Annotated in this window: 11 protein-coding genes; 5 read left to right on the forward strand and 6 right to left on the reverse strand. The window is 66.5% G+C overall.

Annotation, left to right across the window (positions count from 1 at the left end; translation table 11 throughout):
* Positions 1–94 precede the first annotated feature (94 nt).
* The 5 genes from G5C33_RS08755 to G5C33_RS08775 all read right to left on the reverse strand — a co-directional run bounded on the left by G5C33_RS08755 (position 95) and on the right by G5C33_RS08775 (position 6,111).
* Positions 95–496 (reverse strand): response regulator, encoded by a 402-nt coding sequence (locus G5C33_RS08755; protein ID WP_228275256.1) that lies wholly within the window; start codon positions 494–496, stop codon positions 95–97.
* A gap of 151 nt (positions 497–647) precedes the next feature.
* Positions 648–1,451: a universal stress protein gene (locus tag G5C33_RS08760; protein WP_228275257.1), complete on the reverse strand. Its 804-nt coding sequence runs from the start codon at positions 1,449–1,451 to the stop codon at positions 648–650.
* Positions 1,452–1,518: 67 nt separating this feature from the next.
* Positions 1,519–1,854: an ArsR/SmtB family transcription factor gene (locus G5C33_RS08765; protein WP_206518662.1), complete on the reverse strand. Its 336-nt coding sequence runs from the start codon at positions 1,852–1,854 to the stop codon at positions 1,519–1,521.
* A 10-nt stretch (positions 1,855–1,864) separates the two neighbouring features.
* Positions 1,865–5,095: an efflux RND transporter permease subunit gene (locus tag G5C33_RS08770; RefSeq protein WP_165326857.1), complete on the reverse strand. Its 3,231-nt coding sequence runs from the start codon at positions 5,093–5,095 to the stop codon at positions 1,865–1,867.
* Positions 5,092–6,111 (reverse strand): efflux RND transporter periplasmic adaptor subunit, encoded by a 1,020-nt coding sequence (locus G5C33_RS08775; RefSeq protein WP_165326858.1) that lies wholly within the window; start codon positions 6,109–6,111, stop codon positions 5,092–5,094. The genes G5C33_RS08770 and G5C33_RS08775 overlap by 4 nt, the downstream gene beginning before the upstream one ends.
* Before the next feature lie 234 nt (positions 6,112–6,345).
* Here G5C33_RS08775 and G5C33_RS08780 point away from each other — a divergent pair, with 234 nt between their 5' ends.
* From G5C33_RS08780 to G5C33_RS08800, 5 genes are read left to right on the forward strand one after another with little or no spacing between them, the layout of a single operon-like run.
* A complete protein-coding gene (locus G5C33_RS08780; RefSeq protein ID WP_165326860.1) occupies positions 6,346–7,647 on the forward strand; it encodes an NAD(P)/FAD-dependent oxidoreductase in 1,302 nt (433 codons plus the stop codon).
* A gap of 18 nt (positions 7,648–7,665) precedes the next feature.
* A complete protein-coding gene (locus G5C33_RS08785; protein ID WP_165326861.1) occupies positions 7,666–7,869 on the forward strand; it encodes a YgaP family membrane protein in 204 nt (67 codons plus the stop codon).
* Between the two features lie 2 nt (positions 7,870–7,871).
* A complete protein-coding gene (locus G5C33_RS08790; protein WP_165326862.1) occupies positions 7,872–9,128 on the forward strand; it encodes a TolC family protein in 1,257 nt (418 codons plus the stop codon).
* Between the two features lie 14 nt (positions 9,129–9,142).
* Positions 9,143–10,084: an MBL fold metallo-hydrolase gene (locus G5C33_RS08795; RefSeq protein ID WP_206518705.1), complete on the forward strand. Its 942-nt coding sequence runs from the start codon at positions 9,143–9,145 to the stop codon at positions 10,082–10,084.
* 20 nt (positions 10,085–10,104) lie between these two features.
* Positions 10,105–10,539 (forward strand): TIGR01244 family sulfur transferase, encoded by a 435-nt coding sequence (locus tag G5C33_RS08800; protein WP_165326865.1) that lies wholly within the window; start codon positions 10,105–10,107, stop codon positions 10,537–10,539.
* On the opposite strand, the gene G5C33_RS08805 is transcribed toward G5C33_RS08800, so the two are convergent.
* On the reverse strand, positions 10,530–12,011 hold the full coding sequence (locus tag G5C33_RS08805) for an efflux transporter outer membrane subunit (RefSeq protein ID WP_165326867.1): 1,482 nt from the start codon (positions 12,009–12,011) through the stop codon (positions 10,530–10,532). The two genes, G5C33_RS08800 and G5C33_RS08805, sit on opposite strands and share 10 nt — an antisense overlap.
* Between the last annotated feature and the right edge of the window lie 3 nt (positions 12,012–12,014).

Raw genomic sequence — 12,014 nt, forward strand, 5'->3', positions numbered from 1 at the left:
CGCAAGGGTAGGTTTCGTCCATCCATCGTCTGCGTCAGCGGATGGCATTTTTTTGTACGAAACGAAACTGTCTTTGGCGTACGGATCGCGCCGATCAGGCGGGCCCCGGCGCCGCACGGCGGCCGTCGAGCGCGTTCAGCAGCTGGCTGTCGCGAAAGGGCTTGTCGATTACCGCAGCGAATCCCGCCGCTTGCGCCGCTTCGCGCAGCGGTTCGGTGGCATAGGCGGTGATCAGCACGCCGATCCCTTTCCATCCGCGTTTACGCAGCGCCTCGACCAGATGCACGCCGTCCTGATCGGGCAGGGCATAGTCGACCACGAGATGCGTGGCAGTGAGCGAATCGGGGTCGGCAACCACCGGACCGGCGGACGCGAAGGACTGAACCGCGAAGCCCTGGCCCTCCAGCAAGAGCTGAAGTCCGCGGCGAACGCCGTCATCATCCTCGACCAGCAACAGCCGCGGCGCGTCTTCCCGCTTTACCGTACCCCAGTTCACCGATGATCCTCCCCGTGGAACTGCATCCGCGGCACGACTTTGATTTTCACGATAGCCTGCAGTGATTTATGCGGACCGGAGCTGTATCCGGGTGCTCCCGGCGCGACGATTGGTAGTGTTACGGATCGTCATGCCGGGCGAGCCCCTGCGGTCAATGCGCGAGGAACAGCGGTACCGGGCATTCCTCCAGCATACGCTGGGTAACGCCGCCGAAGGTCGATTCCATGAAGCGGCTGTGGCCGAAACCGCCCATGACCAACCAATCGGCCCCGGTGGCGCGAATGAGCGTCAGCAGCACCGTGCTCGGCACTTCGCCGCTACGGGGTTCGCGGCGAACCTCGCAGCTGATGTCGTGCCGCGACAGATATTCGGCGGCTTGCTCGGCGGGAACCCGGACCGACCCGTCGGCGATTTCGCCGATGATCACCGTCTGCGCCTTCTGCAGCAACGGTACCGCCGCCTGCATGGCCGCTTCGGCTTGCTCCGATCCGTCCCAGGCGATCAGGGCCGTTCCGAACACGTTGAAGCCGCGCGCCGATTGCGGCACCGCGATCACCGATTTGCGCGTCTTGACCAGCATTTCTCCGACCAAGTCGCGCATGTCGGGATATTTGATCTGGTCAAGCTCGCGATTGAGCACCACCAGATCCGCGAGCGCGGCGCTCGAGCGGACGCGATCGGCCAGAAAGCCGGTTTCCTCGACCCAGTCATAGGGAAGGTCCTCGGCCTTCAGCCGCGCTTCCATCCGCTCGCGATTGACGGTTTCGCGCTCGGTTTCCTGTTCGAGCAGCACCGCTGCGCCACTCGCATCGCCGAAGCCGCCAACCAGCATCGGCAGGATCGCGACATCGACGCAGTGGAGATGGCCTTCCACGGCGCGGGTAAGATCCAGAGCGGCCTGGAAGCGGGCTTCCTGACCGGCGTCGTCATGCATCAGAACCATGATGTTCTTCACGGCTGCCTCCCTCGAAAGAACGTACAGCCTAGGTGATGCAGACGCCCCGCGGGCGAAATTGGGTATGCTACTTAGCCAGCGTCGCGGCGGCGTCGCTATCGGTGCCCGTGTCGGGCGGACAGAAGACGGTGCGCAGCGTTTCGAGCACGCGCGCAGCGCCGTCATGGACGATCGAGTAATAGAGCATCTGCCCGTCGCGCCGCGCGGCTACAATCCCGTCCTTGCGCAGCAATGCGAGCTGTTGCGAGACCGAGGTGTCGCGCGCGCCGGTGAGCCGCACCAGTTCGCCGACCGACTTCTCGCCGTCGGTCAGATGGCACAGGATCGTCAAACGGCTGCGCCCCGACAGCGTCTTCAAAAATTCCGATGCCTCGTCGATCGAAGCGAGCATGTCGTCCTTCATAGCTTTGGAACTATGCAGCCGTCTCTTCGGTTGCAAGTTCGCCCTCGCCGCGCAGCACCACGTAAATCGCTGGAATCACTAGCACGGTGAGCAGGGTGGAGGAGGCGAGGCCGAACAGCAGCGATATCGCCAGCCCCTGGAAGATCGGATCGGTGAGGATCACCGCCGCGCCGATCATCGCCGCCAGCGCGGTGAGCAGGATCGGCTTGAAGCGGATCGACCCGGCCTCGATCAGCACGTCGCGCAGCGGCTTTCCGTCGCCCTGTGCGTGGCGGATAAAATCGACCAGCAGGATCGAATTGCGCACGATGATGCCCGCCAATGCGATGAACCCGATCATCGACGTCGCGGTGAACGGCGCGCCGAAGATCATATGGCCGATGACGATGCCGACCAGAGTCAGCGGGATCGGCGTCAGGATGACGAGCGGCAGGCGGAAGCTGCGGAACTGCCCGACGACGAGGAAATAGATCCCCAGCAAGGCCGCACCGAACGCCGCGCCCATGTCGCGGAACGTTACCCAGGTGATTTCCCATTCGCCGTCCCACAGCAGGGTGGTGTGGCTCTCGTCCTCGGGCTGGCCGTGCAGGCTGATCTCGGGCTTTTCCAGTCCCTTGGCCGCCCAGTCGTTATTGTCGATCGCTTCCTGGACGGCGAGCATGCCGTAGATCGGCGCCTCGTAATCGCCCGCCAGCTCGGCCGTCACCATGTCGGCGGGGCGGCCGTTGCGGCGGAAGATGGTCGGGCTGCCGGCCTGACGCTCGGCATCGACGACTTCGCCCAGCTCGACGAGGCGACCGGCGCCCGCGCCATGCGATACCGCGACCGGCGTCGCGGCGAGCGACGCGTCCCAGCGGCGCTGCGACTGCGGCAGCTCGATCGTGATCGGCAGCGGCGTGCGCCCATTGCCCCGCGGCGCATAGCCGACCGTGCGCGATCCCATCAGCATGCCGATCGAGTCATACATGTCACGCTCGGACAGGCCGTAATAATCGAGGCGCTCGCGATCGGGGATCAGGCGGAGCCGCGGGCGCGGCTGACCGAAGCTGTTGTCGACATCGACGATATACGGGACCGTCCTGAACAGCCGCTCGATTTCGCGCGCGGTGGCGCGGCGCGTCTGCGCGTCGGGGCCGTAGATTTCGGCGAGCAAAGTTGCGAGCACCGGCGGCCCCGGCGGCGTTTCGACCACCTTGAGCGAGCCGCCGTCGGGCAGCGGGATCGCCTTGAGCCTGTCGCGCAGTTCGAGCGCGATCGCGTGGCTCGACCGGCTGCGGTCCTCCTTGGGCGCCAGCCGCACCATCACGTCGCCTTGTTCAGGCCGGTCGCGCAGGAAATAGTGGCGGACGAGGCCGTTGAAATTGAACGGCGCCGACGTGCCTGTGTACAGTTCCATCGCCTCGGCTTCGGGGAAGCTGCGCACGACATCGGCCACCTGTTCGGCGACGCCGCCGGTGGTTTCGAGCGCGGTGCCTTCGGGCATGTCGATCACGACCTGCACTTCGGACTTGTTGTCGAACGGCAGCAGCTTCACCGTCACTGCTTCGAAATAGAACATTGAGCAGGCGAGCAGCGTCGCGACGCCGACGCCGCCGAGGAAGAACCAGGCGCGGCGCTTGGTCGCGATGATCGGCCGCGCGATGCGCGCATAGAGCGTGCCGAGCTTGCCGCCGCCATCCTCGGCATGGCCGTGGCCGGGCGACAGCGTCTTGCGCGCGAAACGGATCATCAGCCACGGCGCGATCACCACCGCGACGAAGAAGCTGAAGATCATCGCCGCCGAGGCATTGACCGGGATCGGCGCCATATAGGGGCCCATCAGCCCGGACACGAACAGCATCGGCAGCAGCGCGGCGACCACGGTGAGCGTCGCGATCACGGTCGGGTTGCCGACTTCGGCGACGGCATCGACCGCTGCGTCGATCCGCGAACGATCGTCGGGCATCGCCCAGTGGCGCGCGATATTCTCGATCATCACGATCGCGTCGTCGACGAGGATGCCGATCGAGAAGATCAGCGCGAACAGGCTGACGCGGTTGATCGTGTAACCCATCATGTTCGACGCGAAGAGCGTGAGCAGGATCGTCGTCGGAATGACGATCGCGGTGACGCCCGCCTCGCGCCAGCCGATCGCGAATCCGATCAGCAGCACGATCGAAACCGTGGCGAGGCCGAGGTGGAAGAGCAGCTCGTTCGCCTTCTCGTTCGCCGTCTCGCCATAATCGCGGCTCACCGAGACGTTGAGCCCCGCCGGGATCAGCTCGCCCTTCAGCGTTTCGACGCGGTGCAGGACATTGTGCGCCACCGTGACGGCGTTGGCGCCCGCGCGCTTGGCAATGGCGATGCTGACGGCGGGGGCCTGATGCCAGTCGCCGCCATCCTCGCGCGACCAGCGCGAGACGATATTCTGGTCCTGGCTCGCCTGCTGCGTCACTGTGGCGACGTCGCGGACATAGACCGGGGCGCCGTTCGCCGAGGAGACGGTGAGCATGCCGATCTCGTCGGCATTGGTCAGCGTCCGCCCGGCAGTGACGGTAACGGCCTTGCCGTCCTCGCGCGCCATGCCGGCGGGAAAGGCGCGGTTCGCCTGGCCCACCGCTTCGGCGAGCGCCCCGAGCGGGACATTGTGGAGCGCCAGCTTCGCCGGATCGGGTGCGACGCGGATCTGTTCCTGCGCCCCGCCGGTAATGAAGGTGAGCCCGACATCATCGACCTTGGCGACTTCGGTGCGCAGCCGCTCGGCGATTTCGCGCAGCGATGCGGGCGTCCAGCGCGCCACCTGATCGGAATCGGGGGTCAGCGTCAGCACCACGATCGGCACGTCGTTGATCCCGCGCACCGTGACCATCGGTTCGGGAATGCCCACTGGAATCCGGTCCCAATTGGCGCGCAGCTTTTCATGGATGCGCGTCGCCGCGTCGTCCTGATCCGAACCGACCAGGAAACGCGCGGTCACCATCATGCCGTCATCCTCGGCATTGGTATAGACATGCTCGACGCCGTCGACCGAGCGGACGATCGTTTCGAGGGGCTTGCCGACCAGCTCGACGGCGTCGGCGGCCGAAAGTCCCGGCGCGCCGACGCGGATATCGACCATCGGCACGCTGATCTGCGGCTCTTCCTCGCGCGGGATCGTCATCGTCGCCATCAGCCCGAGGACGATCGCGGCGAGCAGAAACAAAGGCGTCAGCGGCGACTGGATCGTCGCGCGCGTCAGCGACCCGGAAAGCCCCAGACTCATCGGCCGGCGCTTTCGGCGACGATCACGTCACCCGCGGACACGCCCGACAGGATTTCCACCGTTGCCGATCCTGCGACCGGGGCGGTCTGCACCGGCACGCTGGTCGCCTTGCCGTCCTTGTCGATGACCGTGACATAATCGGTGCCGAAGCGCGTCGACACGAATTTGCGCGGCACGACGATGCCGTCGCGCGTCCCGACATCGAGCGTCACGCTCACCCGGCGGCCGACCAGATCGGCGTTGAGGCCCGGCACTTCGGCGTCGGCGCGCACGCGCCCGCCCTGAACGGCGGGATAGAGCTGGACGATCGTGCCCTGCCGCCCGTCGAGTTCGGAGGCGTCATGGATCGTCACCCGTGCGCCGGGCTTCACCTGATCGGCCAGCGCCTGCGGCACATCGAGCCGGAGCAGCGGCGGCCCGGCGGTTACGGTCGCGACAGACATGCCGGGCGAGACGACCGAGCCCTGCGGCACATCGGCGCGCAGCACGCGGCCGGTGGCGGGGGCGAGGATCACGCCTTGCCCGGCGACCGAAGCGCTGGCGGACTGCTGCTGTTGCGCGGCGCGTACCTGCGCGGCGGCGGCACGGGCGGCGGCCTGCGCCTGATCCAGCCGCGCCTTGGCATAGACGCCGCGGTCGTAAAGATACTGGATGCGTTCGAGCTCCGCCCGCGCAGCCTCGGCCTGCGCGGTGGCGGCGGCGACCTGCGCGGCGAGCGCGCCGGTTTCATGGCCGATGCGATTGTCGACGACGCGCCCGATCCGTTCACCGCGCTTCACCCAGTCGCCTTCATTGACGCGCAGATCGACCAAAGTGCCCGGGATGCGCACCATCGCCTCGGCCTGATCGCGAGTCGCGATCTCGGCGGCGAGCGGCTTGCTCTGGGGAACCGTCGTGCGCGCGACGGTCAGCTTTTCGCCCTGTATGGGCTTCGCCGCAGGGGCTTGCGCTTCCTCGCTCGAACCGCAGCCGACGAGGGCAAGCGCGCCCGCCAACACTGTCGCCGTCCGCATCATTGGGTGATTCTCCCCTGTCTTCATTCGTTTAGGCCCGTCGAGCATTCGAGTGCCGTCCCGAAATCTAGCAACGCCCGGAAACCCGCCGAATTGGGAGCTTTCCGTATGGGCAGAGAGGTGCGGTTTCGGGATCATCTCATGCATCCGGTGCAACTTACTTCTTGCGTAATTATTATAGTTGCGCATATAACGCAAGTATGTAAATGGACTTTCGAGCCGATGCAGGAGAGTGTGATGGCCAAGCCGAAAATCGTGGTGCTGGGCGCGGGTCTGGGAGGAACGATCACTGCGTTCGCCCTGCGCGAGAAATTCGGCAGGAAGGCCGAGATCATCGCGCTGTCCGACACCGACACCTATACCTTCGTTCCCTCCAATCCCTGGGTCGCGGTCCGCTGGCGCGAGATGGAGGAAGTGCAGGTTGATCTGCCGCCCGTGTTCAAAAAGCGCGGCATAGAATTCTCCTCGGCGGGCGCGAAAAAGGTCGTTCCGACCGAAAACCGAGTCGAGCTCAATGACGGGACGAGCATCGCTTACGACTATCTCGTCATCGCCACCGGCCCCGAACTGGCGTTCGACGAAATCGCCGGGCTCGGACCCGAGGGCGGCTTTACGCAATCGGTGTGCACCGGCCCGCATGCCAAGGTGGCGGCCGATGCCTTCGACCGGCTGGTCGAAAATCCCGGCCCGGTGATCATCGGCGCGGTGCAGGGTGCCTCGTGCTTCGGCCCGGCCTATGAATTCGCGATGATCGTCGACACCGAGCTGCGTCGCCGCCGCATCCGCGATCAGGTGCCGATGACCTTCGTCAGTTCCGAACCCTATATCGGCCATATGGGCCTTGACGGGGTGGGGGACACCAAGGGTCTGCTCGAAAGCCGGATGCGCGATCGCGACATCAAATGGGTCACCAACGCGCGTATCGCGAGCGTCGAGGACGGCATGATGCATGTCGAGCATGTCGCCGAGGATGGCAGCGTCGCGAAGACACAGGACATGCCGTTCGCCTTCTCGATGATGCTGCCGGCGTTCCGTGGCGTGAGTGCGGTTCGGGGCGTCGAAGGGCTGGTCAATCCGCGCGGCTTCATCCTTGCCGACAAGCATCAGCGCAATCCGACCTTCCCCAACGTCTATTCGCTCGGCGTCTGCGTCGCGATCCCACCGACGGGGCCGACGCCGGTGCCGGTGGGCGTGCCCAAGACCGGTTTCATGATCGAAAGCATGATGACTGCGATCGTCGAGAATATCGCCGAGGAACTGGCGGGCAGCGAGCCCAGCCACGAAGCGAGCTGGAACGCCATCTGCCTCGCCGATTTCGGCGACGGCGGCGTCGCTTTCGTCGCGCAGCCGCAAATCCCGCCGCGCAACGTCAACTGGGCGGGGCAGGGCAAATGGGTCCACCGCGCCAAGGTGATGTTCGAACGCTATTTTCTCTACAAGGTGCGCACCGGCCAGTCGGAGCCCTTTTACGAGCGGCTCGGCCTCAAGCTGCTCGGCATCGGCAAGCTCAAGATCCGTCCCCAGCGCACCAGCAAGTGACCTGAAGGAGCAACCGTCATGAACGTCGATCGTGCCGTTTTCGTCTTTGCCGGCTTCGTCGTGCTGCTCGGCATCGTCCTGTCGCTCACCGTCCATCCCTGGTGGCTGGCGCTGACGGCCTTTGCCGGGCTCAACATGATGCAGGCCGCGTTCACCGGCTTCTGCCCGGCGGCGATGCTCTTCAAGGCGCTCGGCCTGCGTCCGGGCAACGCTTTTCGGTGAGCATGATGCTGCCCCTGCTGACCCTTACGCTGATCGCGGCCGCGCAGGATCCGACCGCGGCGACCCTGACGCTGGAACAGGCGATTGCCGAGGCCCAGGCCAATGCGCCGGTCGCGGCGCGCGCCGATGCGCGGTTCGAAGCCGCGCAGGCGCGGTCGGCGCAGGCCCGTGCACAGAACCGGCCCACCGTCACGGCCACCGGCACGATCGGCTATGGCCGGCTCGATCCGGGCGGATTTTTCGGGCTGATGGCCGATGATGTCACGCCGCGCGCCGCGCAAGTCACCATCGAACAGCCGCTCTTCACCAGCGGTCGCGTGGGCGCCGGGATCGAACAGGCGCGGGCGGGGGAGGCCGCTGCGCAATCGGCGCGCGAGCAGACGCGCGCGATGCTCGCCGCCGATGTCGCCGAAGCCTATGGCGCGGTGCTGATCGCGCAGGAGCGTAAACGGCTGTACGAACAACTCGTCGCCGTGACCGAGCGGATCGCACGCAATGCGCTGGACCGCTACGAGGTCGGCGACGCGCCGCGCACCGATGTCTCGCAGGCAAATGCCCGGCTCGCCGAAGCGCGGGCGGGGCTGGCCGGCGCCGAAGGCCAGATCCGGGTCACGCGTGCGCGGCTTGCCAGCCTGATCGGGCGGGACCCGGGAAGGCTGGCGTCGCTGCCGCCACCGCCGCAAACGCCTGCGACGCTGGAAGATGCGATCACGATCGCGCGCGAAAACAGCCCGATGATCGCGCAGGCGGAAGCGGGCGTCGACGCGGCGCGGGCCGCCGAGCGCGGCGCGAAGGCCGAACGCGGTCCGACGATCGGCGCCTATGCCGAAGCATCGACCACGCGCGACCAGTTCTTCCCCGGCTATCGCGGCGATCAGGCGACGGTAGGCGTGCGCGCCCGCTGGACGCTGTTCGACAGCGGTCGCACCGGCGGCGCGATTGCCGAGGCAAGCGCTGAAGTACGCGCTGCCGAAGCGCAGCTCGCACAGGCGCGGGCGCAGGTCGACGAAGCGGTTACGGCCGGTTTCAGCGCGGTGCGCACGGCCGCTCTGGTCGAAACCGCGCGGCGCGATCAGGCCGCCGCCGCCACCGAAGCCGCCGGCAATATGCGCGATGAAGTGCTGGTCGGCCAGAAACCCCAGCTCGATCTGCTCAACGCCGAGCGCGAGGCGATCGCCGCGCGGCTTTCGGTGCTGGAGGCACAGTCGAACCGCGTCGTCGCGGGCTATCGGCTGCTCGCGCTGATCGGGCGCGAATAGGAAGGAGAGAAATGATGACCACCGCTATTGCTCAGGACAAGGCGCTGATCGCGGCCGAGGACATCGTCCGCGCGGCGCGCAAGACGCCGGCCCGGCAGCCGGTGGTGACAAGCTTTTTCGACGAAGCCACGTTCACCGCGAGCCATGTCGTGCACGATCCCGAAACCGGGCGTGCCGCGATCATCGATTCGGTACTCGATTATGATCCGGCATCCGGGCGCACGGCGCATGATTCGGCGCAGGCCATCGTCGATTTTGTCCGCGAAGCCGGACTGACCGTCGATTGGCTGCTGGAAACCCATGCGCATGCCGATCATCTGACGGCGGCGCCCTGGCTTCAGGAACAGCTGGGCGGCAGCATTGCGATCGGCGGCGCGATCACCACGGTGCAGGACACGTTCGGCAAGCTGTTCAACGCGGGCGAGGATTTCGCGCGCGACGGGACCCAGTTCGACCATCTCTTCACCGATGGCGAGCGGTTTTCGATCGGCAACATCGATGCGGTCGTGCTGCATGTGCCGGGCCATACTCCCGCCGACCTTGCTTATGTGATCGGCGACGCGGCCTTTGCCGGAGACACGATCTTCATGCCCGATTACGGCACCGCGCGCGCCGATTTCCCCGGCGGCGACGCGGGCCAGCTCTATCGCTCGATCCGTCGCCTGCTGTCGCTGCCGCGCGATACCCGGCTGTTCCTGTGCCATGACTACAAGGCACCGGGCCGCGACAACTATGTCTGGGAAACCACCATCGGCGCCGAGCGGGACGACAATATCCATGTCCATGACGGCGTTAGCGAAAGCGAATTCGTCGCGATGCGCACCGCGCGCGACAGGACGCTCGGCATGCCGCGCCTCATCCTGCCTTCGGTGCAGGTCAACATGCGCGGCGGGCACATGCCCGAACCCGAATCCAACGGCATTCGTTATCTGAAAATGCCGGTCGACGCAGTCTGATCCTTCGAGAGGTATATATCATGTCCCACAAGACTCTGGCGCCGGGGGTCGGCGTCTGCGGCCAGGTGTCGCCGCAGGGTGTCGCGGAAGCCAAGGCCGCCGGTTTCCGCGCGATCATCAACAACCGGCCCGACGGCGAGGAACCGGGCCAGCCGACCAGCGCCGAGCTGGAGGCGCAGGCGCGCGCCGCCGGGATGGACTATCACTATATTCCGGTGACTCCCGGTCGCTACACCGATGCCGACGTCGCCAAATTCTGCGCGGCGATGGACGACTGCAACGGAACCGCGCTTGCTTTCTGCAAGTCGGGGATGCGCGCCACCTCGCTCTGGGCGCTGGCCCAGGCGGGGAAGCTTTCGACGCAGGAGATTCTGAGCCAGGCGGCCGAATGCGGCTATGACCTGTCGCCGCTCGTGCCCCAGATCGAGGCACGCGCGGCGAAGGTTCAGGGCTGAGGCGCTTCTTCCGCCGGCCGGGTCTCGCCGGTCGGCGGCGTCACATCCGCCAGACCGCCGCCCAGCGCGCGGTAGAGTTCGACCAGATTGGTCGCGCGCAACAGGCGCGTCGATATCAGCTGCTGCCGCGCGGCATAGGTGGCTCGCTGCGAATCGAGCGAAGCGAGGAACGAAGCGACTCCGGCGCGGTACCGCGCGTCTGAAAGCCGGGCTGCCGTCTGCGCCGCATCGACCCGGGCGGCCTGCGCCGACACCTGTTCGTCGATCCGGCCGCGCTGCGCCAGCGCGTCGGCGACTTCGCGGAACGCGGTCTGGATGGTCTTTTCATAGGTCGCGACGGCAGCCTGCTGCGAGGCTTCGGCATAGGCGACATTGCCGCCGCGGCGCCCGCCGTCGAAGATCGGCAGCGCCACTCCGGGCGCCACCGAATAGGTGAAGCTGTCGTCACCGAACAGGCCGGACAGCGCGGTACTGACCGTTCCCAGTGTCGCAGTGAGCGAAATGGTGGGGAAGAAGGCCGCGCGCGCCGCACCGATATTGGCGTTTTCGGCGATCAGCAGATGTTCGGCCTGCAGCACGTCGGGGCGGCGCAACAGCACGTCCGAAGACAGGCTGGCGGGCAGGGCGTCGCGCGTGAACGGGCCCTGGTCGAGCCCTTCGGGAAGCAGCGCGTCGGGCACGGTCGTCCCGGCGAGCAGATTGAGCGCGTTGCGGTCCTGCGCGATCGTGGTTTCGAGCCTTGCGATATCGCTCAGCGCCGCCTGATAGCTCGCTTCGACCTGCTTGGCCTCGAGTTCCGAAGCGACTCCGATGCGGAACTGTTCGCGCGTCAGATGCAGCGAGTCGGCATAGGTCTGCAGCGTTGCGCGGGCGATTTCGAGCTGTTCGCGATCGGCGGCCAGCACCAGCCAGGCCTCGGCGATCTGCGCGATCAGGCTGATACGCGTCGAACGTTGCGCCCATTCGGCGGCGAGCAGCTGTTCCTGCGCGGCGCGAGACTGATTGGCGAGCCGCCCGAACAGGTCGATCTCGAACGCGCTGAAGCCCGCGCCGACATTGTAGATTTCGAGATCCTGCGAGCCGCCGGACACTGCACCCGGCGCCGCCGCGCCGCCGCCCAGACCGGCGCTGTTGGTGAAAGTGGCGCTGCCATCGGCGCTGATCGTCGGAAGCTGATCGGCGCGACGCACGCGAAGCTGCGCGCGCGCCTGCAGCACATTGGCCGCCGCGACGCGCAGGTCGCGATTATTGTCCAGCCCGAGCTGGATCACGTCGCGCAGGCGCGGGTCGACGAAGAATTCGCGCCACCCGATCCGGGTGATGTCCGGCGCGTCAGTGTCGGCGGCCGGGTAGATGCCGCCCTGCGGCAGCTCTGCCGGGACAGCGCCCTGCGGCCGCGCATAGTCGGGAGCAAGGTTGCAGCCGGCGAGCATGGTCGTGGCGGCAAGGGTAACAAGCGAAAGTCGTTTCATCAC

It is taken from the genome of Sphingosinithalassobacter tenebrarum, from assembly GCF_011057975.1.
GTDB lineage: Bacteria > Pseudomonadota > Alphaproteobacteria > Sphingomonadales > Sphingomonadaceae > Sphingomonas > Sphingomonas tenebrarum.